We start from the raw sequence: 24,946 nt of genomic DNA on the forward strand, positions 1-24,946 counted from the left end.
GCTTCCCCTCCGATTGACCCTATGAATTTGCTTTCATTTGTTTCCCATAATATCACGCCCGTTTATCTTTGAATAGTGTATTTTCAAAAATAAACAAAGATTCATATGCGTTTATTCAGAATTCCATCTTATAAATCTGTTGCAAACAAAAAAAAAGCCCTGCCAGAGTTATCTCTAGACAAAAGCTGCTAAATTACAATCTAAAGATGGGTCTGAGCCTGCGGCTGCCATTTGATCCGCCTTCGCAATTCCTTCCATTAAGGCATCACGAAAGGCGATTTCATCCTCATTGACATAACCCATAAATACAATTTCCGAAATGTCCTTATGGTTGAAAAAGATATTTGAATCTGCGGTAAGATTAACACTTGCTTCATCCCCGGCTTTAGTCCAGCCCAGAAATCATTCCGGGGTACAGGGTTCTGTTACATCCCCAGCCCGTTAAAGTCACCCCCATTCTCCTGTAAATTATAAACAATTCATCATTACGGAGAGGGTGTCATTCATATGAATCAACTTGCACGTGAAACGACGAACTGGGCGTTCAAGCTGTATAAGCAGGAGACTTGGCTTTTGCTGACAGGGCTGCTCGGGTTTTTGTTAGCCGGAATATGCGGGATATGGGTATTGCTGAATGGAGGGTCTGTCTCGCCGGATGGAGATATCTCCAAAGCGTTTTCCTTCAACGCGGCTCTGGGGATCTTCATCGTATCAACCGCAATCATTTTGCCGGTTTCCGGTATGAGGCCACGAAGCAAATCGTTCTACCGCTGGTGCTATATTCCGCTCGTTCTGTTCTCCTACTTCGCCGAAACCGTTCAAAATTTCCGCGGTGTCGATCCGCGATTCGTTCAAAACGGCTCGACCTTTGATTATGTCATCTCGACTATTTTCCCTGCCGTTGCGATGCTGCTTGTCGTGTTCTACCTGGCCCTTGGCGCCCAATACTTCCGCAAGCATGTAATGGAAGCCCATCCGGAACTCGGACTCGGCATTCGTTATGCCATGATCGCGGTGCTGGTATCTTTTGCTGCCGGCATATGGATCTCCATCAATGCGGGACGCTTTACCGGGATCGGCGGCAATATCATCTGGCTGCACGGACTTGGGTTTCATGCGCTGCAAGCGATCCCTTTTGTGGCGTGGCTGTCCATGAGGAAATCCGTCAATCCTGCAGTTAAACCGATCCTCATCCATATTAGCGGTCTGGCATATTTGCTCGGATTAATCGCCATCGGATGGCAGACGGTTCTTGGATACTCCATCGCTGAATGGTCCTTGCTTCCAATTCTGGCGGGCAGCTGTTTTCTCGTCGCATTCACGCCAGTTATATGGCTGCTCAGTCAGACCAATGCAACCGCTGAACCTGTCCACCATGCCCAATCCACACGTAATGTATAAGACTTGCATAAGAAAAACGGCTATCGACGAACTTTCTCAGAAGACAGACCGCGTTTATAGGATGTTTTTCTTGCGATATCAGGAAGGCCCATGCTTCGAAGTTTATACTTTCTGATATCTAAAGAAAAACGACTATCGACGAACTTTCTCAGAAGACACACCGCGTTTATAAGATGTTTTTCTTGGAGATATCGGGAAGGTCCATGCTTCGAAGTTTATACTTTCTGATATCTAAAGAAAAACGACTATCGACGAACATTCTCAGAAGACACACCGCGTTTATATGATGTTTTTCTTGCGAGATATCGGGAAGGTCCATGCTTCGAAGTTTATACTTTCTGATATCTAAAAAAAAAAGACAGTACTGGGATATTCCCACCTGTCTCTTCTATAAAAACACTGCGCCCGTGATCTAAATTCCTTGACGTTTAGATAAACAAGAACGGAATGAGGAACAACAGCGCTATGGCTTCCCAAGCAAACACATTGCCTCCCCAGCCGTATCCACCGTATGCACCGTAGCCACCGCCGTAGCCGTAAGGTCCAAATGCGGACGTTTGCGCACCGCTTTTAGCTGACTTCGAAGACTTTTTGCCCTTTTTACCTTTTGTGGACAATGTATATACGGATGGGTTCGCAAATTCGAGTTCAAGGCCTCGATCATGTACACCGCGAATAGTCCCCACGACTTCTGTTCCATCACGCATGACAGCGCAAACGGTTTTGCCGACGTAACCTCTGCATCCTTCTGCCGAAATTGGTATTGGTTGCACTTATTTTCCCCCTCCCCAGCGTTTGTGTATTATATTCCGCCTGGGGAGAAGACGGCAGAGATAGGTGTCCACATCTCCAAAAATCCGCCATTTAACCTCACTTAATCGCGCTAGCTTTTCGGTAGGCTCTAATCATTAAATCTTCGTCAACCGCGCCTTGAAACCGCTCAGATATCAGACCGTCCGGCGAGATGACGTAGGTGGTCGGATAGGCTACCACCTCGTACCGTCTGGTGCTTGCTCCGTTCGGGTCGTATAGGACAGGAAAGGTTAAACCGTTCTGCTCGACAAAAGACTGTACCTCACTCATGCTATTTTCCAGATGCGTCATATTTACAGCTAGTATTATCACGTTCTCATCCTGATGTTTATCGTAAAAATCCTGCATATAAGGCATTTCTACCTTGCAAGGCGGACACCAGGATGCCCAAAAGTTCAGAAGAACCGTTTGCCCACGATAATCGGACAGTTTGATCCCCTGCCCTTCCCGATTCATCAGCGTAAAATCCGGTGCGCGAAGCCCGGGCTTCAACCCTTCAGCAACGGCTTCGGGATTGTTTTTGTCATTCGGCGATACGAGTGCTTCTCGTTCGCTGACCGAGGTGGAAGCGAAGTCATAGATTGCCCACACGAAAAGAGCGCCTATGATGAGTTGCACCGCTCCATTTCTCCCTAATCCCAGGGTAAGAAAACGGGTGAGAGGAGAATGGAATTGAAGCCAGCTCATCGTCAGCAATGTACCGAATAATAGCATATAGAATAAGGAAGAGTTTAGACCAGCCCCGTCCGCCCACAACCACTGAAATACATACCCGGCCCATCCGCTCGCGAATGCCGACAACAGAGCGGACTTCAGCAGTAGACCTGAATCTTTTCTATTCTTGTTCCAGCGCAGAGCTATGTAGATCAGGGATAAAACGACCCCAATCCATATTCCCTTCGTTCCGCCCGTCATGTAAATAAGCGAGGTCGGATGCTGCAAGGTGCGGATCGGATCGAACATCAGCATCCCGAATTTCCATGAAATAAAACCGATGATAAGTACAGATAAATAGGTGTCCAGGATCCATTCCCGCTCCGGCATCTGACGCAAACGAATTCGAAGCGCAGCGAAACCAGCCGCCGCGCAGATCAGAAAAATCACAATGTCGGCCCTCACCATAAAAGGACCTATCGGAATTATACTCAAATGCGAACCTCCTATGGTCGGCAAAGCAATTGTAAGCATCGCTATTACCCTCCGGGGTATAACCCCATCATAGTAGATTCCCTCTCTAATGTAAACTCAAGCGGAGCACTTTTTAAGAGAAGGACCGAATCCGGTCAATGGAACTCCACAGCAACGCCATTTCAGTATGTGTTTTTCCGCCGATGACAATCTCTTTTCGTTTCAGTTCCTGGCCGCCCATATATTTATAAAAATGCTCAGCCTTATTGCCTTCCAACACCCAGACCAATAATGAACGATATCCTCTAACTTGCAGAAGTTCCTTCAGCCTCGCAAACAGCTGCTTCCCCCAGCCCTTCCCCTGAAGCTCTTCCAAAAGATAGATCGCGTAAAGTTCTCCTTCATGAGAAATCTTCTGCTCTCGCTCCGTGCCGTAAGACATGAACCCGTATACCTCGCCATCTTCATCTGCAATGACCAGCAGTTGTTCGTCCTCCGGCATATTGGCAAGCTTCCAGCGCCAGCCTTCTATCCGATCCGCAGCAGACAAATTTTCTAAGAAGCTATCATCCACGATTCCTTTATACGTCGTTTTCCAGCTATTCACGTGGACGTTAGCGATGCCTGCAACATCATGTTCATTTGCGTGTCTAATATGCATAAACTTCCTCTTCCTCCTGCTCATATCTTAATCTCTATGTATTCGCGGACACGATTCTGCGATCCTCTTTTTTTATGAACGCTTCATCCCTGATGACGCAATGCCCATTCCCGTCATACATATATCGAGATCGGTACTCCGAGCAGCTACCTATGGAAGGAGCGCATCTTGATGAATAAAGCATTGATACGGCTTGAAGATATCGGACCGGGCGGCTGGTATGAGACGGAGGAACAACAGGCGAAGCTGCTGGTCATCGCACAGTTCCTGCATCATCAACAGATCCCCTTTCACCTGGCCGTCATTCCGCGATATGTCGATCCGGTGCACCGTGTGGATCGATCGATAGATGATCTGCATGATGAAGTTTCCCTTCGGTTTGCAAGACTGCTACGAAGGATGGTAGCCCTTGGAGCCTCGCTAGGTATTCATGGATATACGCATCAGTACGGGGAATCGGTAAGCGGCGACGGATTCGAATTTGCTTATCCCGAATGTTGCGCCAATTGTCCTCCGGATGATCCGCCCGAGGCGCTCCATTCGCTCCGGCAGCTGCAGCAATCCTATGCTTATCAGCAGGTACAACGGGCTCATAAGATGTTTCAAGCGGCTGGTCTTACAGCGGTCTGGTATGAAACTCCCCACTATACCGCTTCATCTGTCCAGCGGCATATTATTGAGATCTGTAACGGCATCCTCTATGAATCTCCGCCTTCCAGCCCGGATGCAAGGAGAGCCGCACTCCAGCACACCCCGGACGATCCGATGACAAACGGAACGATCTACGTTCCCACTCCGCTTTATTATGTGGCAGGTGACAAGATCGAGGAAGAAGTCACTCGTATGGAACGGACATTACAGGATTTCACAGGCGATGGTGAACTGGCCTCGTTCTTCTACCACCCCTATCTCGAATTCCCCTATATCCGTTTCCTTGCTAACGGCACTGTACATTATGAAGAGCATTCGCCGCTTAGAAGAATCATTCAGTCCTTCAATAGGGAGCGTAAATCGTTTGTGACCATAACCTCAATCTTGCCCTTCATACCGGATTTCAGGGAAACCCGATGGCAGGACAGGATGACCATGAAACTCCCTAAGTTTCTGCACGCCACGAGAAAAGAGCAGCCGGATCGATGGATCGTCCGGGACGAGGCCAACAACTTATGGTACGACGCTTCTTTTGGGGTCTTGTCCCCCATTAAAATCCATAATGGGATACAGTATATACGCCCGCTGTTGGCAGGCTGGCCGCTTTACCCCGGTGGAACTGCGATGGCAGGCGATTATGATGGAGATGGCAGCGTCGATGCGGCTGTATGGCATGCGGAGCTGGGGATCTGTGAGGTTGCCTTGGGTTCAGGCAGCCGTTTAGTACCATCGGGTCATTGGCTCTGTGAATTTGGAGCCGTGGACTGGAAAGCTCTTACGGGGGATTTGGACGGGGACGGCAGACATGATTTATTTCTATGGGACCCTGTCACAGGAAAAGCCGCCATTGCTTATGGCTCCGGGTGTCATTTTTATTCTCCCCTCATTCAGCATGAGGTTTCCGTACAGGGTGAAGGCGTGATTCCCTCCATAGGAGATGTGAATGGCGATGGACTGGATGACCTGGTTGTGTGGAACTCCGACTCAGGCACATGCCAGGTCTGGTTAAGCAGCGGAAAACAGCTCGTGGACGCCGGAAATTGGTATTCTGACAAAGATTCTATCGGTTCACCCATATCTGTGATGTTAGGTGACGTGGATGGGGATGGGCTGAAAGATTTGATTCTCGTTGAACATATCGCAGGGAGATGGCTCGTTCTCTATAGCTCGGGAACCGCCTTCGGGCGGCAGGAAGAACGGTTTGGGCCTTGGGTTGCCGGTGAATCAATGACACCTCTCATTGGCGATCTAACGGGCAATGGCCGTGTCAGTCTGCTGGCATGGTCTCCGAATCGGCTCGGCGGAACCTTGGACGCCGCCATCAATTCCAGGGACCGGACAATCGGATAAGGACATGATATACTTCTATACAACATAATCAGGTTTATTCAGAACTCCCGTAATATGCGGTCTGTCTTCTGAGAAAGTACGTCGATGGAAATGATTCTTATAAGTTCTCATCTCTATACTTATTTCTATGTTCGGAGGAGAAGTCATGTCATCCAAAAGCGAAAACCATACCAACAGCAATACAGCCAGTCCATCCCCCTCAGTCAAAATTGTGAAACCCAAGCTCCCCAAACAGCTTGAGCCTATGATTCTATCCGATGCCGGCGTTGACGATGAATCCTCGTTCATTCAATCCACTTGTCAGGACGAGACCCTGTCTTATATTTCAGCCGACAAGGTTCAATTCGATCAAATGATATTCCATAACGTTACGTTCCAGCACGTCACGCTCCACCATGCCGAACTAACGGATCTGGTATTTAACCATTGCGACTTGTCCAATGTAGATCTCAGTGAGGCCATTATGTACCGCGTACAATTCAATCATTGCAAAATTCTGGGGCTCGACTTGACGGCAGCCACCATCCGTAATGTCGTGTTCGATCATTGCACGGGCGACTACGCTACGTTCCGTTTTGCTAACATGAAGCAGGTGTCATTCCAATCCACCTCCCTCGTAAAGTCGGATTTTTATCATTCCGAATTAAGCAAGGTGGAATTTGTGGATTGTCAGATCGACCAATCGCAGTTCTCCGGTACGAAGCTTGCGGGGATCGACTTAAGCCGAACCGATTTCCATAATATTGGCGTGACCCTGGAGGATCTTCAAGGATGCATCATTTCACCGCATCAAGCTATCCCGTTAACCAAAATATTCGGTCTTGTCGTCAAAGAATGACCGTAAGTTATATGTGCCTAAATCATCGAGTTCGTTCGTTTATATGGAGAACGTATCCGTGCATAGCATAAAGCGGCTTACTCCGAGGTCCGCTTGGACCTTTCGGGTTAAGCCGCTTTTTAGATCATCCTGTTATTGATCAAGAGTATACTTCTGCAAATCCAGCGGCAGTGGTGCCGGGATGTCACAGGTGCTGACCATCTCATAGCGCTTGCCTTCATCGGAAGCATCATGGAATCCCCACATAGCTTCAAGCACATGGTAGGCAAGCTCGCCACTCGCACGGTGAGCTCTCCCGCTGCGGATAGCATAGGCCATATCCGCTGGGCCGATCCCTCTTGTATTCTCGTTATACCCCGGAAGCAATGGTTCTTCCGTCCACTCGGTTTCTCCGGTCAACCGATATTGAACCGAGCCGCCAAAGCCGTTGGGATCTGGGACGAGCATTGTACCCTTGGTGCCGTAGATTTCAATATTAGGAAGCGTGCTCCCTCCAAATACATCAAAACTCGTAATCAGCGTGCCAATCGCACCGTTATGAAACTCCATAAGTCCAGCCACGTGAGTAGGAATGTCCACCTGAATCTTCTGACCCTGTTTCTTCTCACTGGTAATCGTCCGTTCCGTAAGGGCCGTTCCGGTCATGCCGCTAATACGGCGGATGGGTCCCAGCAGCTGAACCAGCGCTGTCAGGTAGTAAGGCCCCATGTCAAACATCGGACCACCGCCAGCGGCATAATAAAATTCCGGATCAGGATGCCAATGCTCGTGTCCGCGGCTCATCATAAATGCGGTCGCTGCAATCGGCTTGCCGATGCGTCCGTCTTTAATGAGTTTCAGTGCCGTTTGGATACCGGCTCCAAGGAATGTCTCAGGAGCGCATCCGACAAGCAGCCCTTTGGACGCAGCCATATCCAGCACCGCCTTACCCTCTTCTCGGGTCACGCCAAGCGGCTTTTCCACGTACACATGCTTGCCGGCTTGCAGTGCATCCAGCATAATTTGCGCGTGAAGTGCAGGTATCGTCAGATTAATGACCAGCTCAATCTCCGGATCTGCAAGCAGTTCCTCGGTAGTGTATACATTCGGGATATTATACTTGGCAGCCTGTTCCTCGGCACGCGCACGATCGATATCCGCACAAGCCGTCAGCTCCAGGATATCGAACTTATGGCAGTTTTCCATATATATGCCGCTGATTTTTCCGCAGCCGATGATGCCAACCTTTACTTTCTTCATGATCCAAGTCTCCTTCTGCCTTATTGGCTGTCTCCCATGCCTGTGTAGCTTTGACCTTCCGTAAACACAGTCATGTCCGAACCTGAATACAACGCTTTGCCTTCAGCAGCCCAGAGCAATCCCCTGCGTATCATTTCCTTTACCTGCGGCATATCGACGATATCCGCATGATGGCCGAGGGAATTGTAATAGACCCGTCCATATCCCCAGCGCTTCGTCCACGCCACCGGCATGTCGACCGCTTTGTTAAGCAGGTGCGGTCCGGCCGCAACCGGAAAACGAGTGGTTGCCAGCACTTCAACGGCCGGATCCACATGCAGATAATACTGCTCGGAGGCCACCGTGAAATCCTGCATTCCTGCTACCAGCGGACTGGAGCTCGATTTAATCTCAACCCGGTATTTCACGCCGTCGTTGCCTGGATGCGCAACCCAGTTTCCTCCTGTCATGAACTGCCAATCCACATTGTTGCGGAACGAATCACACATACCGCCGTGGCAGCCCGCCAAACCGGTTCCCTTCTGTACGGCAAGCGATACGTTCTCCACCTGCTCCTTCGATATTTCGCCCATCGTCCATACCGGCACGATCAGATCCAAGGCTTGAAGCTTCTCTGCATCATTAAAAGCATCCAGCGTGCCGGATACTTCTACCTCATATTGCTCATCCCGAAGCAATTCCGCGAAAATGCCGGCAACCTGCTCGGGTTCATGTCCGTCCCAGCCGCCCCATACAATTAAAGCCTTTTTCATGATGATAGCACTCCTTTTTTATGTGTCCGGCCAAGATCGGCCGAATGACTTGATTACATTTCCGACAGCTGCACCCAGCGGCGCTCTGCAATGGATTTATCCACGGCTTCCAGCACTGCCTGGCATTTCACGCCATCCTCGAAATTGGGCATAGGCTGCCTTCCCTCGGATATAGCGGTCGACAGCTCCAGAATTTCATGCGTAAAGGTGTGCTCGAAACCAATCGTATGTCCCGGAGGCCACCATGCTTCCATATAATCGTGAACGGGATCGGTTGCGAGTACGCGGCGGAAGCCCTGAACATCCTCAGCGTCGGATGTAAAGTAAACCTCCAGCTCATTCATCCGTTCAAAATCGAATTTAACACTGCCCAAGCTGCCGTTGATCTCGAAGGAGTTGGTGCTGCGGTGACCCGCAGCAAAGCGAGTCGCCTCAAAACTGCCCAGCGCCCCGTTCTCAAAGCGGGTCATGAACAGCGTAGCGTCATCTACCGTCACTTTCCCCATGGGACCGCCTGTGCTTCCTTTTGCGCTTAACCCGGTCATCTCGCTGGCAATAGGACGCTCCTTGATAAAGGTTTCACTCATTCCAATCACTTCCTGCATATCGCCGACCAGATAATGGGCGAGATCGATCAGGTGAGCACCAAGATCCCCGTGCGATCCGGATCCAGCCACTTCCTTCTGCAGCCTCCATACCAGCGGAAACTGCGGGTCCATGATCCAATCCTGCAAAAACCAGGCGCGAAAATGATAGATCTGACCCAATCTTCCACCTTCAATCAGCTTCTTGGCCAGTCTTACGGCTGGTGAAAATCTATAGTTAAATCCGACCATATGGGTGACTCCCGCTTCTTCCGCTGCCTGCAGCATCTCTCTGGCGTCCGCCAGGGTCAAAGCAAGCGGCTTCTCGCAAAATATATGCTTGCCCGCCTTGGCCGCGGCAATGGCAATCTCCTTATGGGCATCGCTTGGAGCATTGATATCGATCAGATCGATATCTTCCCGATGGACAAGCTCCTTCCAATCGGTAACGCTTTCACTCCAGCCCAGCTGAACCGCCGCTGCTTGAACGGCCGACACATTACGGCCGCAGATTGCTACCATTTCTGGCTTCAGCGCCTCTGGAAAAAACATCGGGAGGCTCCGGTACGCATTGCTGTGGGCTTTACCCATAAATTTATAACCAATCATGCCGATACGTAATTGTTTCATCCTTCATTCCTCCTTAAATAAGGGTTCATTGATTTCGATGAAGCGAAGATGCACGGATTACCAGGCGAGTTGGAAGTTGGCGATGGAGAACTGCGTTCGTTACGTTACCTGCTGGCAAATCGGAGGCTTCCAGCATCCGAAGCACATGCTCCGCTGCAAGGCATCCCAGCTCATAAAACGGAACTCTCACGCTGGTAAGCGGCGGAGTACACAGCTCGGCGGCATCCGAATCGTCATACCCGACAAAGGCAGGCATTCGTTCTTCTGAAATGCCTAATGCCCGCAGTCCCTGCTGAAGTCCAATCGCCATGCGGTCATTGGCGGCAAATACGGCTTCAATCCGGTCCAACTTCCCGGCGATTAACTCGGCTGCGGCATAACCGCTTTTACGGCTGAAGTTGCCTTCGAACAGCAAGGATTCATCCAGCACGATTCCCGCTTCATTCAGTGCCCGGGCGTACCCCTTCAACCGGTCGCGACTGTTGGAATACTGAGGCGGCCCATTCAGAAAAGCAATCTTCCGGAATCCCTGCTGCGTCAAGTGATGAACCGCTTGATAGCTTCCATCCACATGATCGGCATCCATAACGTGAAACGCCTCACCGTCAAAGTATTGATTAATCAGGCAATAGGGTTGATTCGCTTCACTCAGCTGTTTGATGGCCGCACGTTCGCCTTCATCATCCCGGGCGCCCAGAATAATGCAGGCATCAACTTTCTGGGTTCGGAACAGGTTCAAGTAGTCCATCGAACCGCCGGGCTCGCGGAACAGCATCAACAGGTCATATTGACTCTCCAACGCCTTACTGCCAATACCGCTCAATATTTCGGAAAAATAGTAAGCGGAGAATATACGAGCCTTCGGCAGATAGGGCATGACGACGCCCAGGTTACCGCTTCTTCGACGGGCAAAACTTCGGGCAAGCGCACTCGGGGTATACCCGAGCTGATCCGCCGCTTCCAGCACCCGCTGCTTGGTCTCCTCCTTGATTGGTCCGACCCCGTTCAGTACACGGGATACCGTTGCTTCCGAAACGCCGGCAAGCTGTGCAACTTCTTTACGACTAGCGATATTCATCAAGCCTCCTGCAATTTATGTACGCGCGTACATTTTCTCATGGAGCCTTTCTGTTGTCAACCGCCTTGATCTAATTTCATGTATAATAGGGCGCCAAGAAACGCTGCTGCGGTTCTCCATGATCCTGATGCCGATCAATCCTCGGCGGGACCATCATGCTTCTGCGATAGTCTCATACTGCTTCTAGTATTAGAGCGTCCGCATCGATTATCCTTGGTTGCGAACGTTCTTTTTCTGTCCTCCTGATATCCTCCGATTTCATGCAGCAAAATTGTTCTTGCACCATCATTTGAGATATGCAATAATCATCTCCAGACACTTATTAAACTCGTTTAAAAAGGTAGAAAGTGGTGATGACAACGCGCAAAGAAGCTTTACCCACACCGCAATCCATGAAATACGCCGTGCGGCGCGCGCTCCGCTCTTCCCTGCTGGAGCTCGGCAGTGGAACCAAAGCGGAGCTAAGTGATCGGCTCGGCATCAGCTTTCCTACAGTGAGCAAAGTTCTGGAACAGATGGCGCAGGAAGGCGAGGTCATCCTGCTCGGACTGGATGAGTCCAGTGGCGGCAGGCGTGCAAACCGCTACGCTTTTAACCCGGACTATATGCTGGGTCTCGCCGTTTATTATGAGAAGGAGCAGAGCGTATATACCATTTTTAATTGGAACGGCGATCTGATCGAACGGAAAGCTGAAGACGGCATACTCCAGCTTGGACCGGAAGTGCTGGCTTCCCAGCTAGGAAGCTGGATCCATCGTTATCCGAAGATCCGCTCGATTGCGGTCGGCATGCCGGCTGCGGTGCGAGATGGCGTCATTTTTCACGTCCCGTTGTACGGGACATTTCAGGATTACGACCTCAAATCTTACCTGGAGAACCTGTTTTCCATTCCTGTCATCGTGGAGAATGACATGAATGCGGCCGTGCTTGGCTATCAGAATTTGAGCCGCTCGGAGGAAGCTTCCCTGGTATACGTGTATCTGGGACATAATGGTCCGGGGGCGGGACTGCTGATCAACGGAAACGTCGTTCGGGGCAGGTCGTTCTTCACGGGCGAGATCGGCTATGTACCGATGAGCAAGGACAACAATTTTCATGATGTATTGGACCGTAAAAGTTCCGTCATGAGCAGTCTCATCGAGCCGGATGAGGAGCAAATCGATGCGTTAAGCCGATTAAGCGCCGCCTTCACCGCGATTCTCAATCCGGATGCCATTCTGTGGTGTGAGCATAACCTTCTGCCCTCCACCCTGCTCTCCGTTAGAGACCGGGCTTCCGCCTACGTACCGGAGCGGCATCTGCCCGAAATGCTGCTTCGCGAGTGGGAACATGACTATATAGCCGGCCTGCAACGGCTTGCTCTGGATATGATGATATCCGATACAAGTGCAATGTAAAATTCAACGATGACGATTGGGGAATAACCGTGAATACAGACCTTCAAACGAAAGCAAAACCTAAATTCAGCAAAGACTACACCCTTCATTTGGCAACCATCTTTCTCGGCTTTATCATTTTCGGAATATCGGAAAATATAAAGGGACCCGCCATTCCAAGAATTCAATTCGACTTCAACCTGGATGAAATGCAGATCGGTACCTTGCTATCGCTGAACGCGCTCGGGTACTTGATTGCCTGCTCTTTCACCGCGCTGTTAACCCGGAAGATCGGGATCAAGTGGGTCAGCATGGCTGCCTTCGGTTCGATGGCTCTCTCGGGTGTGTTCATCTTCCTATCGCACAGCTACCCAATGTTTACCGCGTCCTACTTCTTCATGTACATTGGAAACGGTATGCTGGAGATCGGCCTCGCCATATTGGCGGCCCGGATCTTTGTGCGAAACACAGGCACCATGATGAACCTGTCCCATTTCTTCTACGGAATTAGCTCAACCGTGGCACCAATGATTGCATCCGGCCTCATGACCGTAAGCGTGTTTAATTACACGCTGGACTGGCGGGGTATGTATCTGGCCATGCTGATGTTATCCGTACTGCCGATGATCCCGGCACTCATGAGTAAGTTTCCCGGGGACGATCTATCCGAAACGGAACGAACTCCTCTCAAGTTATTAGTTAAAGATCCTGCGCTGTGGCTGGTCGTCATGATTCTTTCCTTCGGTGTTGTATCGGAGATGGCCGTTGGCGGTTGGCTCGTAAACTTTCTTGAAAAATCGTACAAATGGGAACCTACGGCTGCAGCCGGGATGCTGTCCGCCTTCTTCCTCTGCTTCTCGGCAGCACGCCTGCTGCTTGGCCCGATAACGGATCGGATCGGCTTCACGCTGTCCATCATCATCCTGTCCGCGCTGACCGGAGTATGTACATTTGTCGCAATCTTTGGCGGGGAATCCTATGCCTTCCTGTTTGCGGCTGCCGGCATTGGAATTGCTCCGATTTATCCGACGGTCATGGCTCTAATTGCCAAAAGATATCCGAACGAGAGCGACACTGCGATTACGTTCATCGTCACCATGATGGGAATCGGCAGCGTTATCGGCAATTACGCGATCGGAGCGATCACGAACGGATTCAAGCAAATGTACGGCAGCGGAACAGAGCTCGGTTTGCTGCGCGGGCTGCAGGCCGGCTATGGCTTCATCGGATTGTGTGCCATCCTATGCTCACTCTTCGGCATCATTCTGTACCGTTATTTAAAAGTTCGTAAGCAATTGGTTTAATCCTTTAATTCTCTTTGAACATTAAAGGGAGCCCTCTCATGAGTACGAGAGGGCTCCCTTTTATTCATTAATAACGTTTGTCTGCCCACACCCTCATTAACCCAAGTCGGGTTGATCAACAAGTTCGATGCTTGCTGTTTCAGCATGATGCAGCTCAAACACCAAGATCTCATTGCGCCCCTGCTTCAGCAGCGGTCCAGGCAGATAAAGTGCTGCTTGCGGTCCTTGTTCCCAGTAACGCCCCAGGTTAAATCCATTAACCCAGACGACCCCTTTTCCCCATCCGTCCAAGCGGATAAACGTATCGCCAATGTCATCCACCGAGAATTCACCCCGATAGAAGGTAGGGCGATCCCGCTGTTCAAACGGACCCGCAAGCGGTTGAAACGGTGCCGCATTCGGATTCTCAAGCGGCAAAGGATAGATGCTCCAGTCATACAGGAACTGGTTGTTCATCCGGACTCCCTCAGTGATTCCTTTATAGTCCTTCAGCTTCGGGCCGTAATTGATACGCCCCATATTCTCGACAACGATCTCAAGTCGAGCCCCGGCTGCCGGAACATCGATCTGCAGGGCTTGGGGATTCCAGCGTTCAACCGTTCCCTGATACTTACCGTCCAGGAATACCTGTGCCCGGTCATGCACCTCTTGCAGATACAGCGATTCTCCTTGACGAGGTCCGGAGATATCCGTTGCGTAAACGATGAAGCCATAACTTTGACCCAGCAGTTCCATCGGAACAGGTGTCGTACGTTTCACCGGATCAGATAGAACTGACAGATGCTCTAGCAAGTCGGCATAATGCGTCATGCGAACCGATCCATAGCTATTTTTCTTGACGGACTGAGGCAGACTTGGGAAATCCGAGAGCTCTTTCCCCTGATGCTTCGCAATCGCGCTGCGAATGGCCTCGTATTTAGCTGTTACATCCCCACACTCCGAAATAGGGGCATCATAATCGTAGCTAGTTATCGTGGGCTCATACTTCTCGTGAAAATTCGCCCCATTATAAAATCCGAAATTCGTTCCGCCATGAAACATGTAGAAGTTCACGGATGCATTCAAGTCCAGCATCTCCTTGAACACGGAGGCGGCATCTTCCGCGTCCCGGGTATGATGCGGTTTCAGCCAATGATCAAACCATCCATTCCAGTATTCCATGCACATCAGAGGGTCTTCCGCACGATATTCCCGCAGTTTAGCAAAAGCCTCCTCGGTTCTTGAACCGAAATTGACGGTGGCAAGCACGCCCGGAACGGTTCCGCCTTGCAGCATGCCGTCCGTGGGACCATCCGAAGTGAACAGCAATACGTCTACGCCCCGCTTGATCAAGCCATCCTTCAGATACTCCAGATAAGCCGTATCATTTCCGTAGCTCCCGTACTCGTTCTCGATTTGCATGGCAATTACCGGACCTCCATTGGAGGTTAATAACGGAACCAGACGCGGAATCAGTTCATCATAATAACGGTCAACCTTCTCCAGATACACCGGGTCCATGCACCGCAGGTGGATATCCGGATACTGCAGCAGCCAGGACGGAAGCCCGCCAAATTCCCATTCTGCGCATATGTAAGGGCTTGGCCGAAGGATCACATGCAGCCCGAGATCACCGGCGATTTGGACGAATCTCTCCAAGTCGGCGATGCCATCAAACGTAAAATGTCCTTCCTTGGGTTCATGCAAATTCCACGGAATATAGCTTTCCACGGTGTTCAATCCACAGCTTTTCAGCTTCATCAGCCTGTCTTCCCAATATTCCGGTACGATCCGAAAATAATGTACGGCACCCGACAGAATCTGGATCGGCTCATCCCCGAGCACGAACTGTTGATTAACCGCTTTCAATTGAGCTTTCATATCCTGTTTCCTCCCTGCTCGTATCATTTCGCTTTCTATTATCATCATCTATCAAAAGCTCGTGCTGCTCAATCTCCAAATGGATCATCCTTTATACCTTTTGTGCCGAATATTCAGAATCGCAAGCTCCTATTATGATAATATATATGGCATAATCACTGGAATTTTCGATGCCAAAGGAGCCGACCCATATGGATATCGCTTTTCGCTTTCCTAATATGATTCACACCCTTCAAGTAACAGGATGCCTTTTTGATTCCCATCCACCCGGATGGAGTTATCCGAGGCATCATCATCATCTGTTCGAGCTGCTGTACTGTCTGGAAGGCGAGGTCCTGCAGGAAATTCATCGGGAGTCCTTTACGCTGCGGCAAGGGGAATGGCTTTTGATCAAATCCGGAGTGCCCCATCAAACCTCCAATCTGGCGAGCGGGCCGTATGGATACTTCAACGTTCATTTTGATCTCGATGATCAGGAAATTAGGAGTTTATTGTCCGCCGCCCCTTACCGTCACATTCGCCAGCAGGAAAGCGAGCACAGCAATCTGAATGCATACGTTCAAGAGCTGGAGGGAATCGTTCGGCGCAGTCAGCCGGCAGCCCATTCGCTTCACCCGGAGAACCCGAGAGCTGAATACAATCTTACCTTTGAAGACAGGCTGCTGCTCCAGTCCTATACATTGCTCATCATCCACGATGTACTCTCACTTCTGAAGATACAGGATGAAGTCAAGCTGCCTTCGTCGACACAGGCTGCAGCAGGCTCGCATAAACCGTCTTCCTTGCATGCTGCCGATGCGGCGCATGCCATTGAAGAAAAATTATCATCAGGACTCACAGAGGAGATCTCTGTCGCAGCGGTATCCAAAGAGCTTAATTTAAGCCGCAGCCAATGCAGCAAGCTGTTTCGCCAGGTTTACGGAATATCGCCAAGACAATATATCAGCCGTCAAAAGCTCACCCTAGCCAAGGAACTGCTGGTCACGACCCATCTGCCAATGACGGCGATCGCAGACAAACTCGGTTTTCGCTCAGCAAGCCATTTTTCAAGACAATTCCGCCGCTGGACTGGGCAGTCGCCAACCGAATACCGTCCCAGACACTAAATAGTGGAATTTGATTAATTTTAGTAAGTTACTTGACAATTAACAGCATTATTGAGTATGATACAATCTATAGTTTAAGCTATACAAAAGTTAGTTGATAACAATTAAAAACAAGGAGCTGTTACCATTCATGCGTAGTTATTCTTCTACGGGTACATTTATTATTCGGGTTATCCTGGGGGTCATCTTTTTGGCTCACGGTTTGGATAAATTCCAGAGCGGCATCGGAAATATCGAGGGCTTTTTCGCAAGTTTGGGTATCCCCGCATTCATGGCAACCGTTGTGGCCATTATCGAAATTGTGGGTGGTATTGCACTGATTATCGGTTTGGGAACAAGGATTGCCTCCCTTGTTCTTGGCGTCGTGCTTGTCGTTGCTATTTTTCAGGCCAAGCTGGGCATGGGCTTCCTAAATGGCTATGAATTGGATATAGCGCTGCTCGCAATGGCTGTCCACCTTGCCCTTAGCGGCAGCAGCCTGCTGTCAGTTGATTCATTGTTTAGCAAGAAGAACAAAGCCTAAAGCAAACGCAAAGGCTCGCCGTTAATCCCAGGCGCGACGACCTCATTTAAGAAAAACGTCTATCGACGTACTCTCAAAGAGGACAGACCGCGTTTAGCGGTAGTTTTTCTTGCGATATCAGGCAGCAGATCCTTCGAAGTTTCTATATCTTAAAAAAAGCCGTACCTGACGATCAGTCTCCCATGATCCTGATCCAGGTACGGCTCTTTTTATAACATGTTATGAAAAGTTGCTGCCGCCCGTTTCTGCCTCTAAAGCCGAATTCCTTTGCAATCTCAGGAGCGTAAACGACAACCCTGCGGATATCGCAATACAGATTGAACCTGCAATGTACACGTGGAAGTTACCCCATACTAAAAAAGCCTGCTCCCACGATCCATCCATGAGAGCAGGCCTGACTATAATTTGCTATGAAGCGCTACTAGCCAACTGGCCAACGGTCTTGCCCCGGATAAGGGCATCGCTTGTCTTTCAGCTTTGCAGTGATCTGTACGATGCAGCCGCACAGCGTGCACGTCGTGTTCCCCTGCAGCTTTGGACAAGAGAAGCACGCACGCAGTCGGGCGTCATACTCACCATCCGACACGCACCGGTCAGACGCAAACATGGGAGATGATAGGACGCGTGTAATTTGTTCATCGTTAACCTGGTAATCGTCATGACAACCTTTACACCGATTATCCGCCATCACCTTCGTTTATCCTGCCGTGATCTCGAGAACGGTAACGGACATCGGTGCAAGCTTCGCACGCAGAACGTCGCGTTCCTGTTCAAATGCATGGAATGTTGTTGGCCTCAGGGTCTCCGGCGATTCAAAGGTGTTATGAGCGTCCAGCGAATCGGAGGCAAGCTGCTGGCCTACGATCTTAGACACCTCACCGTTTAATCCCCGAAGCTGAATCGTCACGTCACTTTGCTCCGTGTGGCTCACATTACACAGGCTCACATGGATTTTGCCAGCTTGATCCTTCGAGGCCGTTACGGATACTTGCGGAATCTTCTCGCCGTCCATCTCGTAATCGACGCCGCTGTAATTGGTTGCCAAACGTTCTGCATCCTGATGCACTTTATACATATCAAACACATGATAGGTCGGAGTCAGGATCATCTTCTCGCCTTCGGTCAAAACGACGGACTGAAGGACATTGACAACCTGAGCAATGTTCGCCATGACCACCCGATCATTATGCTCGTGGAAGATATTCAGCGTTAACCCCGCCACCAAGGCATCACGGATCGTATTCTGCTGATACAGGAAGCCCGGGTTGGTGCCAGGCTCTACATCAAACCAGGTCCCCCACTCGTCTACAATGAGGCCGATCCGCTTGTTAGGATCATACTGGTCCATGATCGCCGAGTGTCTGGTAATCAATTCATCCATATGAAGCGCCTTCTTCATCGTGGTGAACCATTCCTGTTCGCTGAAACCGGTAGCAGGTCCTTTACCGGTCCAGAATTCGCCCGGAATCGTGTAATAGTGAAGACTGATGGCATCCATAAACGGATGAGCTTCTCTCATCACGGTTTCCATCCAGCGGTAATCATCGACGTTCGGGCCGCAGGCAATCTTGTAGATCTTGTTATCGCCATAGTTGCGAACATAAGTCTGATAGCGTCTGTACAGGTCCGCATAATATTCTGGCCGCATATTGCCTCCGCAGCCCCAGTTCTCGTTCCCAACGCCAAAATATTTCACGTTCCAAGGCTTCACGCGGCCATTCTCCTGACGCCACGCAGCCATCGGCGACACGCCATCGAAGGTCATATATTCAACCCATTCCGACATCTCCTGCACGGTACCGCTGCCGACATTGCCGGATATGTAAGGTTCGCAACCCAAGAGCTCGCAAAGACGCAGGAATTCGTGCGTGCCAAAATGGTTGTTCTCTACAACGCCGCCCCAGTGCGTATTGACCATTTGCTTCCGATTCTCACGCGGACCGACGCCGTCCTTCCAGTGGTACTCGTCAGCAAAACAACCGCCGGGCCAGCGCAGCACCGGTATGTTAAGCTGTTTCAGCGCCTCCAGCACATCATTGCGGATCCCCTCCGTATTCGGAATCGGTGAATCCTCACCCACCCATATGCCCTCATAAATGCAGCGGCCCAGATGCTCGGAGAAATGACCATAAATATTGCGATTGATTTTACCTTTGGATACATCCGAATGAATGGTAATAACATGACTCATGACTTATTCCGCTCCTCGCTCTTTTTTGTAGATGTTTATATGAAATGGTTTAACATTCTTTAAAACAATGATATCGGCCAAACTGGATTCCGTCAACCCGCAATTTAAACGCTTTCACGAAATAGCCCTATTTTTCGCCAAAAAAAAGACCGGCTCAAAGTCGATCTTGCGATCGGGCTCTGAGCCAGTCACTGTTCAACGCGTCGCCCGAATTAAAAATTCCCGGGTCCGCTCTGCCTTCGGTTGGTTAAATATTTGATCCGGCGTGCCGGATTCGACGACCTGTCCGTTATCCATAAAGATAATTCGGTCTGCCACTTCTTTGGCAAAACTCATCTCATGCGTTACGATCACCATCGTCATATGCTCCTCGGCCAGCTGCTTGATGACCGCCAGCACCTCGCCTGTCAGCTCGGGATCCAGCGCCGATGTCGGTTCATCAAACAGCATGATGTCCGGATTCATCATCAGCGCTCTCGCAATGGCCACGCGCTGCTTCTGCCCGCCCGACAAATTTCCAGGATATACATCCGCTTTATCAGATAAACCGACCTTCTGCAGAAGCGCTGCGCTGTTTAACCTAACTTCTTCCTTCGATTGTTTCTTCACATGTTTAGGTGCCAGCCCCAGATTCTCCTGTACCGTGAGATGAGGAAACAGGTTGAAATGCTGGAAAACCATACCCATCCGGGCTGTGATCGCTTTGATCTGCGGCGGGCTGACATACACGCCATCCTTTACGAGATATTGATCCTGCAGCTTGATCGATCCGCCATTGATCTCCTCCAGATGCACCAGGCTCCGGAGCATGGTGCTTTTACCCGAGCCGGAAGGTCCGATGACGGCAATCAGTTCATTCTTCTGTATCTCAAAGCTGACGTCCTTCAGCACGTCCAGCTGGCCGAAGGATTTTTTTACATGGGTTACTTCGATAATTGCCATTATACGACAGTCCTTCTATTCATATTTAAATCGGCGTTCCAGAAACTTAAATAACATGGTTAACACTAGCGTCATCAGTAGATAAATAACACCCGCGATGAAAAACGGCATAATCGTGACATCACGATTGACCGCCGTATAGGCGAAGTGCAGCAGCTCCGGAACCGCCACGGCATACAGCAGCGCCGTATCTTTCACTAGCGTAATGGATTCGTTGGATACCGCCGGCAGGGCTACGCGAAACATTTGGGGCAGAATCACTTTCGTGGTCGTTTGCCAGCGGTTTAGGCCCAGCACCTTGGACGCTTCATATTGACCCTTATCAATCGCCAAAAGGCCTCCCCGGAAGATTTCCGCAAAATAAGCAGCATAGTTTAGCACAAAAGCCAAGCTTGCGGCTACAAAACGGTCTAAAACGAGATACTCGCCGATTACGGGCAGCACCGGCAGCCCGAAGCAAAAGAACAGCAGCTGCAGCAGCAGCGGCGTACCCCGAAAAACATAAATATAGGCATTGGCCAACCAAGCCAGCGGCTTGATTGCGCTTCGAACCATTAACGTGAACACAAACCCGAGCGGGATGGAGACCAGGATGGCAATTAAAAACAACAGGATCGTTGTCTGTGCGCCCTCCAGCATCGGTTTGCCGATTTGAACGATGTAATCCATACTCATATACTCTTAACTCCTAATGGAAAAACTTCTTGAGATGCTTGAAGTTCTTCAAAGATATCGTAGACCCATAGCAGGGAACACAAAACCGGAGCCTTTGGTCAAAGTCCGGTTTCTTGGAATACCTATGGAAGGATGAATAACCATCCTTGTGGAACATCCTACTTCAACACTTTGTTTTCGCCAAACCATTTCTCGGAAATCTTGGCTGCCGTACCATCGGCATTCATATCGTCCAGTGCTTTTTGCAGACTTTGAAGCAGCTCCTCGTTGCCTTTCTTAACTCCAATGCCGTACTGCTCCGGTGCCAGGGATTCCTCGAGAATCTTGTACGTTCCCTCTTCCTTGGACATGAAGTATTTCATCACGACTTCGTCTATGATCACAGCCTCTACGCGTCCATTCTTCAGATCGCTCAGAGCCAGCATATTGTCAGGAAATTCGTTGATCTTCACCTGCGTGTGAATCTCGTGGGCACTTAACGCATCAGCAGCTGAGGATAGCGACTGCAAACCGACCTGTTTGCCTGCCAAATCGCTGATCGAAGTTATATCCGAATCTGCCAGCACGGCGACGACCTGGCTATTCTCCAGATAAGGCTTAGTGAACAACACCTTCTCCTTGCGCTCATCAGTAATGGTATAGCCGTTCCATATCAAATCAATACGGCCGCTGCTAAGCTCGGACTCCTTCGATTTCCAGTCGATGGGTTGAAACTTGATTTCCTTGCCCATCTTCTCGGCGGCTGCACGAGCATAATCGATATCAAAGCCGACAATTTCATTGCTCTCGTCACGAAAACCCATGGGCGCGAACTTGTCGTCAATCCCGACAACCAGCTCATTGCCATCGCTTGCTGAGCTTGAACAGCCGACTACGGTTAATAAAAGCATGAAGCCTGCTAATACGGATGCTATCTTTTTCACCAAAAAATCCCCCTCGTAGACATTAAACGCAGCCATATTCAGGATGTATAGGAATCCGTTTCATATGCGAACTGCTTTTTCACTTTAATACGTTATCAAGACTCCATGATACCATATTAGCAGAGAAGAGTCGATAGTTTCATAGAATGGCCAATTTTCCATTCGACAAGAAATTTATGTATTTTCATCCTATTTTAAGGTTACTTTAAGGATGATTTCAGTTTAGCGGGAAAGAATGATGGACTGTAAGACCAACATCAAGAAAGGCGGTAAACAACAATGACAACCCACTTGAAGTCAGTGAAGCGGCTGGTGCTTGTCGCCATCGCTGTAGTCATGGGCCTCGCTTATCTTCCCGTCTCGGTCTCAGCTGAACCGATTGGACAGCTAACAGAATCACCGGCTGTTCCTTCGACCAAAGACGAACGCGGGCAACATAAACCCGGTCATATGTTCAAGGCAATCTCCCAATTTCTGAAGCTGGAACCGCAAGTTCTTCAGGATAAACTCAAAACCTCGACACTCGCGGAAATAGCCAAGGAACAAGGTGTATCTAGAGATGCCATGAAAGCCAAGATCGTTGAGCTGTTGAAGGATAAAATCGCCTCGCATCCGAAGCAGCTGGGTAAATCCATCGATTACTCCGCTGCCGCAGACAAGCTGCTTGACGCCAAAGGCGGATGGCATAAGCAGCGAATGCATCATCGTCATGGCCGATTAATCTCGGATAGCGCCGAGCTGGCCAAGCTTCTGAAGACGACGCCGGAAGCACTCAAGCAGTCGCTCCAATCCGGAAAATCATTGGCTCAGATCGCGAAGGAGCAAGGCGTGCCCGTCCAGTCCGTCATTGATCAACAAGTCCAAGCACTTACCAAGCGCCTGGATCAGAAGTTGACCGAAGGCAAACTGACGAAGGAAGAATACGAGGAGCGCAAATCCAAAATTGCTCCGTTCGTCAGCGATGTGGTGAATGGTAAACTCAAGCCGATGAAACACAGTCAGTAAAGTGCCCGCTTGCGCTTGACCCTGTTGTCATTGGACAGCACAAAAGCCGCTCCAGCGGTTAGGAATAACCAATGGAGCGGCTCTTTATTTTCATCCGTTTATTCTATTTATCATCCATTTAAGGCACGTATTGTTGGATCATCTTCACAACGACGCCATCTTCGACGGTGATATGAAATGGAAACCATTTCATATCTACGATATCATCCTTTCTGTAGATGTCCGTGAATTTGTCCAGACTTACCAACTGGTTCCAGGAAATCTGGGCATCCTCATACCGTCCGGTATGATCGTACAACTGAAGCAGCACTTCTGCATCTTCTGCCACAGGAAGTTCAATCTGTTCTTCCGTATCATTTACGATATAATAGCCGTCCAGAGCTTCCGTCATCTCAGGGTCCTGTTCCCGTTCGCGGAATACCTGATTCGCTTCCTCTCCCTCATACCATTCAATCGGATCTACTTGTAGATAGACCTTGCCGTCTCTAATCTCAAGCCCGTTGATGTAGACAGCTTCCTGATTCGAAGCTTTCGGAACCGGCTCATAATTGTTGCCTGAGGCTACGCCAACGGTTGTCATCATGATCAGTACAAGCAGCATCATTGCTCCCAATTTCCAAGCCGACTTCTTCATCTTCTCATCGCTCCCTCTTCATCCTTCTATTAAATAGATTCAGCTCGTGAACCCGACATAGCGTATATTAAACATCATTAACCCAATTCCTGGATATTTGAAACGTATATGTATTTTATCATTCATATCTTTATTATACGGACCCATTTGGTAAAATGGATGTCAATTCGATGTAAATTCATTACAATATTTCAATCTTCGTAAGCGCTTAAAGACGGCGATATTGAATTATATTGTAATTATGGATGAATAAGGGAAAATCAACAATAAAAAAACAAGCCCTCCCCACTGATTCCTCAGTGGATGGTCAGGCTTGTTGATACTCATCCAGATATTATTGATTGAATGCTTCAGTCAGAACAGGAACGATCTGCGATTTGCGGGAAACCACGCCTTTAAGCAGAGCCTTGTTCTCCGACAGAGACACATTGTATGCTTTCTCAACGGCTTTGGACTCTTTACCGAGTGCAAGAGCGATTGAATCGTTGTTCAGAATATCTGTCACGACGAAGACGAACAGATCAAGGTTTTTGTCAGCGATAATCCCTTGAATCGCATCTTCGAGTTCGGCTTGACGGGACAATACATCATTGGTATCAACCGCGTTAACCTGTGCGATTTCCACTTTAGCTCCGCCCATTTGGAATTCCTTGGCATCCAGGGAGATCAATTGCGCGATGGTTTTGTCGCTCAGATCGGCGCCTGCCTTGAGCATCTCGAGCCCATAGCTGTCTGCATCCACGCCAGCGATCTCAGCCAGCTCGCGAGCTGCTGCGATATCTTCGTCCGTGCAGGTTGGGGATTTGAACAACAAGGAGTCCGAGATGATGGCGGACAGCATCAGGCCAGCAATTTCTTTACGAACGGCTACGCCTTTTTCCTTGTAAATCTTGTTCAGAATGGTGGCTGTGCAGCCAACAGGCTCAGCACGGTAGTATAACGGGTGACTTGTCTCAAAATTCGCGATACGGTGATGATCGATAACCTCAATTACGCGAACCTGATCAATGTCGCTTGCACTTTGCTGACGCTCGTTATGATCCACGAGAATAACGTCTTGGGCTTCATTCGCAACCGTCTCAACGAACCGCGGCGCTTCTACCTTAAAGTAATCGAGCGCATATTGCGTTTCACCGTTAACGTCACCAAGACGTACGGGCTCGGCGGAAAGGCCAAGCTGGTTCTTCAAATCAGCATAAGCAATAGCAGAGCAGATCGTGTCCGTATCCGGATTTTTGTGTCCAAAAATTAATGTTTTTGCCATATATAATGCCCCTCTCGC

The 24,946-nt window shown here is 49.6% G+C and carries 24 protein-coding genes; 8 read left to right on the forward strand and 16 right to left on the reverse strand.

The genetic code is table 11. From position 1 onward, the window contains the following. Positions 1 to 174 precede the first annotated feature (174 nt). On the reverse strand, positions 175 to 399 hold the full coding sequence (locus NYE54_RS20980) for a DUF4176 domain-containing protein (RefSeq protein WP_339273595.1): 225 nt from the start codon (positions 397 to 399) through the stop codon (positions 175 to 177). A gap of 108 nt (positions 400 to 507) precedes the next feature. Here NYE54_RS20980 and NYE54_RS20985 point away from each other — a divergent pair, with 108 nt between their 5' ends. Further along, complete coding sequence (locus tag NYE54_RS20985) at positions 508 to 1,401, forward strand: hypothetical protein (RefSeq protein WP_339265958.1); 894 nt, start codon at positions 508 to 510, stop codon at positions 1,399 to 1,401. Positions 1,402 to 1,829: 428 nt separating this feature from the next. Here the strand turns inward: NYE54_RS20985 and NYE54_RS20990 are convergent, their stop codons facing one another. The 3 genes from NYE54_RS20990 to NYE54_RS21000 form a co-directional block, all read right to left on the reverse strand. After that, positions 1,830 to 2,174 (reverse strand): hypothetical protein, encoded by a 345-nt coding sequence (locus NYE54_RS20990; RefSeq protein WP_339265960.1) that lies wholly within the window; start codon positions 2,172 to 2,174, stop codon positions 1,830 to 1,832. Between the two features lie 97 nt (positions 2,175 to 2,271). Then, on the reverse strand, positions 2,272 to 3,363 hold the full coding sequence (locus tag NYE54_RS20995) for a TlpA disulfide reductase family protein (RefSeq protein WP_339265962.1): 1,092 nt from the start codon (positions 3,361 to 3,363) through the stop codon (positions 2,272 to 2,274). Between the two features lie 112 nt (positions 3,364 to 3,475). Further along, positions 3,476 to 4,003: a GNAT family N-acetyltransferase gene (locus tag NYE54_RS21000; RefSeq protein WP_339265964.1), complete on the reverse strand. Its 528-nt coding sequence runs from the start codon at positions 4,001 to 4,003 to the stop codon at positions 3,476 to 3,478. A 171-nt stretch (positions 4,004 to 4,174) separates the two neighbouring features. Here NYE54_RS21000 and NYE54_RS21005 point away from each other — a divergent pair, with 171 nt between their 5' ends. Further along, positions 4,175 to 6,004, forward strand: coding sequence for a DUF2334 domain-containing protein (locus NYE54_RS21005; RefSeq protein WP_339265965.1), 1,830 nt, complete (start codon positions 4,175 to 4,177; stop codon positions 6,002 to 6,004). A 145-nt stretch (positions 6,005 to 6,149) separates the two neighbouring features. Then, a complete protein-coding gene (locus NYE54_RS21010) occupies positions 6,150 to 6,842 on the forward strand; it encodes a pentapeptide repeat-containing protein (RefSeq protein ID WP_339265967.1) in 693 nt (230 codons plus the stop codon). A gap of 132 nt (positions 6,843 to 6,974) precedes the next feature. Here NYE54_RS21010 and NYE54_RS21015 read toward each other — a convergent pair whose 3' ends face one another. From NYE54_RS21015 to NYE54_RS21030, 4 genes are read right to left on the reverse strand one after another with little or no spacing between them, the layout of a single operon-like run. Further along, on the reverse strand, positions 6,975 to 8,081 hold the full coding sequence (locus NYE54_RS21015) for a Gfo/Idh/MocA family oxidoreductase (RefSeq protein WP_339265969.1): 1,107 nt from the start codon (positions 8,079 to 8,081) through the stop codon (positions 6,975 to 6,977). A gap of 20 nt (positions 8,082 to 8,101) precedes the next feature. Then, positions 8,102 to 8,833 carry a ThuA domain-containing protein gene (locus NYE54_RS21020; protein WP_339265971.1) on the reverse strand — a complete coding sequence of 244 codons (732 nt, stop codon included), beginning with the start codon at positions 8,831 to 8,833 and terminating at the stop codon, positions 8,102 to 8,104. Between the two features lie 53 nt (positions 8,834 to 8,886). Beyond that, positions 8,887 to 10,047, reverse strand: coding sequence for a Gfo/Idh/MocA family oxidoreductase (locus NYE54_RS21025; RefSeq protein ID WP_339265973.1), 1,161 nt, complete (start codon positions 10,045 to 10,047; stop codon positions 8,887 to 8,889). A 25-nt stretch (positions 10,048 to 10,072) separates the two neighbouring features. Beyond that, positions 10,073 to 11,125 (reverse strand): LacI family DNA-binding transcriptional regulator, encoded by a 1,053-nt coding sequence (locus NYE54_RS21030; protein WP_339265975.1) that lies wholly within the window; start codon positions 11,123 to 11,125, stop codon positions 10,073 to 10,075. 353 nt (positions 11,126 to 11,478) lie between these two features. Between NYE54_RS21030 and NYE54_RS21035 the strand changes: the two genes are divergently transcribed. Beyond that, positions 11,479 to 12,522: an ROK family protein gene (locus NYE54_RS21035; protein WP_339265977.1), complete on the forward strand. Its 1,044-nt coding sequence runs from the start codon at positions 11,479 to 11,481 to the stop codon at positions 12,520 to 12,522. A gap of 29 nt (positions 12,523 to 12,551) precedes the next feature. Then, entirely contained in the window at positions 12,552 to 13,805 is a 1,254-nt protein-coding gene (locus NYE54_RS21040) for an MFS transporter (RefSeq protein ID WP_076322031.1), read from the forward strand. A gap of 96 nt (positions 13,806 to 13,901) precedes the next feature. On the opposite strand, the gene NYE54_RS21045 is transcribed toward NYE54_RS21040, so the two are convergent. Further along, positions 13,902 to 15,665, reverse strand: a complete 1,764-nt coding sequence (locus NYE54_RS21045; RefSeq protein WP_339265980.1) for a beta-galactosidase family protein — start codon at positions 15,663 to 15,665, stop codon at positions 13,902 to 13,904. 191 nt (positions 15,666 to 15,856) lie between these two features. On the opposite strand from NYE54_RS21045, the gene NYE54_RS21050 reads away from it, so the two are divergent. Further along, entirely contained in the window at positions 15,857 to 16,771 is a 915-nt protein-coding gene (locus NYE54_RS21050) for an AraC family transcriptional regulator (protein ID WP_339265981.1), read from the forward strand. A 130-nt stretch (positions 16,772 to 16,901) separates the two neighbouring features. Further along, complete coding sequence (locus NYE54_RS21055; protein WP_215153961.1) at positions 16,902 to 17,294, forward strand: DoxX family protein; 393 nt, start codon at positions 16,902 to 16,904, stop codon at positions 17,292 to 17,294. Positions 17,295 to 17,715: 421 nt separating this feature from the next. On the opposite strand, the gene NYE54_RS21060 is transcribed toward NYE54_RS21055, so the two are convergent. The 5 genes from NYE54_RS21060 to NYE54_RS21080 all read right to left on the reverse strand — a co-directional run bounded on the left by NYE54_RS21060 (position 17,716) and on the right by NYE54_RS21080 (position 22,025). Next, on the reverse strand, positions 17,716 to 17,982 hold the full coding sequence (locus tag NYE54_RS21060; RefSeq protein ID WP_339265984.1) for a hypothetical protein: 267 nt from the start codon (positions 17,980 to 17,982) through the stop codon (positions 17,716 to 17,718). A 9-nt stretch (positions 17,983 to 17,991) separates the two neighbouring features. After that, positions 17,992 to 19,485 (reverse strand): alpha-N-arabinofuranosidase, encoded by a 1,494-nt coding sequence (locus NYE54_RS21065; protein WP_339265986.1) that lies wholly within the window; start codon positions 19,483 to 19,485, stop codon positions 17,992 to 17,994. Positions 19,486 to 19,680: 195 nt separating this feature from the next. Beyond that, a complete protein-coding gene (locus NYE54_RS21070; protein WP_339265988.1) occupies positions 19,681 to 20,427 on the reverse strand; it encodes an amino acid ABC transporter ATP-binding protein in 747 nt (248 codons plus the stop codon). Positions 20,428 to 20,442: 15 nt separating this feature from the next. Next, positions 20,443 to 21,102, reverse strand: coding sequence for an amino acid ABC transporter permease (locus NYE54_RS21075; protein ID WP_076322039.1), 660 nt, complete (start codon positions 21,100 to 21,102; stop codon positions 20,443 to 20,445). Between the two features lie 158 nt (positions 21,103 to 21,260). After that, positions 21,261 to 22,025, reverse strand: coding sequence for an amino acid ABC transporter substrate-binding protein (locus NYE54_RS21080; protein ID WP_339265990.1), 765 nt, complete (start codon positions 22,023 to 22,025; stop codon positions 21,261 to 21,263). A 279-nt stretch (positions 22,026 to 22,304) separates the two neighbouring features. On the opposite strand from NYE54_RS21080, the gene NYE54_RS21085 reads away from it, so the two are divergent. After that, positions 22,305 to 23,030: a hypothetical protein gene (locus tag NYE54_RS21085; protein WP_339265991.1), complete on the forward strand. Its 726-nt coding sequence runs from the start codon at positions 22,305 to 22,307 to the stop codon at positions 23,028 to 23,030. A gap of 118 nt (positions 23,031 to 23,148) precedes the next feature. Here the strand turns inward: NYE54_RS21085 and NYE54_RS21090 are convergent, their stop codons facing one another. Both NYE54_RS21090 and NYE54_RS21095 read right to left on the reverse strand, forming a co-directional pair. Continuing rightward, positions 23,149 to 23,664 (reverse strand): hypothetical protein, encoded by a 516-nt coding sequence (locus NYE54_RS21090; RefSeq protein ID WP_339265993.1) that lies wholly within the window; start codon positions 23,662 to 23,664, stop codon positions 23,149 to 23,151. 334 nt (positions 23,665 to 23,998) lie between these two features. Beyond that, a complete protein-coding gene (locus tag NYE54_RS21095; RefSeq protein WP_339265995.1) occupies positions 23,999 to 24,928 on the reverse strand; it encodes a manganese-dependent inorganic pyrophosphatase in 930 nt (309 codons plus the stop codon). Between the last annotated feature and the right edge of the window lie 18 nt (positions 24,929 to 24,946).

Source organism: Paenibacillus sp. FSL K6-1330, from assembly GCF_037976825.1.
Taxonomy (GTDB): domain Bacteria; phylum Bacillota; class Bacilli; order Paenibacillales; family Paenibacillaceae; genus Paenibacillus_AQ.

Excerpts from the sequence above, each read along its gene's own strand:
- NYE54_RS20985 (WP_339265958.1), top strand. The coding sequence starts at position 508 with ATGAATCAACTTGCACGTGAAACGACGAACTGGGCGTTCAAGCTGTAT.
- NYE54_RS21000 (WP_339265964.1), bottom strand. The coding sequence starts at position 4,003 with ATGCATATTAGACACGCAAATGAACATGATGTTGCAGGCATCGCTAAC.
- NYE54_RS21005 (WP_339265965.1), top strand. The coding sequence starts at position 4,175 with ATGAATAAAGCATTGATACGGCTTGAAGATATCGGACCGGGCGGCTGG.
- NYE54_RS21010 (WP_339265967.1), top strand. The coding sequence starts at position 6,150 with ATGTCATCCAAAAGCGAAAACCATACCAACAGCAATACAGCCAGTCCA.
- NYE54_RS21015 (WP_339265969.1), bottom strand. The coding sequence starts at position 8,081 with ATGAAGAAAGTAAAGGTTGGCATCATCGGCTGCGGAAAAATCAGCGGC.
- NYE54_RS21020 (WP_339265971.1), bottom strand. The coding sequence starts at position 8,833 with ATGAAAAAGGCTTTAATTGTATGGGGCGGCTGGGACGGACATGAACCC.
- NYE54_RS21025 (WP_339265973.1), bottom strand. The coding sequence starts at position 10,047 with ATGAAACAATTACGTATCGGCATGATTGGTTATAAATTTATGGGTAAA.
- NYE54_RS21030 (WP_339265975.1), bottom strand. The coding sequence starts at position 11,125 with ATGAATATCGCTAGTCGTAAAGAAGTTGCACAGCTTGCCGGCGTTTCG.
- NYE54_RS21035 (WP_339265977.1), top strand. The coding sequence starts at position 11,479 with ATGACAACGCGCAAAGAAGCTTTACCCACACCGCAATCCATGAAATAC.
- NYE54_RS21045 (WP_339265980.1), bottom strand. The coding sequence starts at position 15,665 with ATGAAAGCTCAATTGAAAGCGGTTAATCAACAGTTCGTGCTCGGGGAT.
- NYE54_RS21050 (WP_339265981.1), top strand. The coding sequence starts at position 15,857 with ATGGATATCGCTTTTCGCTTTCCTAATATGATTCACACCCTTCAAGTA.
- NYE54_RS21055 (WP_215153961.1), top strand. The coding sequence starts at position 16,902 with ATGCGTAGTTATTCTTCTACGGGTACATTTATTATTCGGGTTATCCTG.
- NYE54_RS21060 (WP_339265984.1), bottom strand. The coding sequence starts at position 17,982 with ATGGCGGATAATCGGTGTAAAGGTTGTCATGACGATTACCAGGTTAAC.
- NYE54_RS21065 (WP_339265986.1), bottom strand. The coding sequence starts at position 19,485 with ATGAGTCATGTTATTACCATTCATTCGGATGTATCCAAAGGTAAAATC.
- NYE54_RS21070 (WP_339265988.1), bottom strand. The coding sequence starts at position 20,427 with ATGGCAATTATCGAAGTAACCCATGTAAAAAAATCCTTCGGCCAGCTG.
- NYE54_RS21075 (WP_076322039.1), bottom strand. The coding sequence starts at position 21,102 with ATGAGTATGGATTACATCGTTCAAATCGGCAAACCGATGCTGGAGGGC.
- NYE54_RS21085 (WP_339265991.1), top strand. The coding sequence starts at position 22,305 with ATGACAACCCACTTGAAGTCAGTGAAGCGGCTGGTGCTTGTCGCCATC.
- NYE54_RS21090 (WP_339265993.1), bottom strand. The coding sequence starts at position 23,664 with ATGAAGAAGTCGGCTTGGAAATTGGGAGCAATGATGCTGCTTGTACTG.
- NYE54_RS21095 (WP_339265995.1), bottom strand. The coding sequence starts at position 24,928 with ATGGCAAAAACATTAATTTTTGGACACAAAAATCCGGATACGGACACG.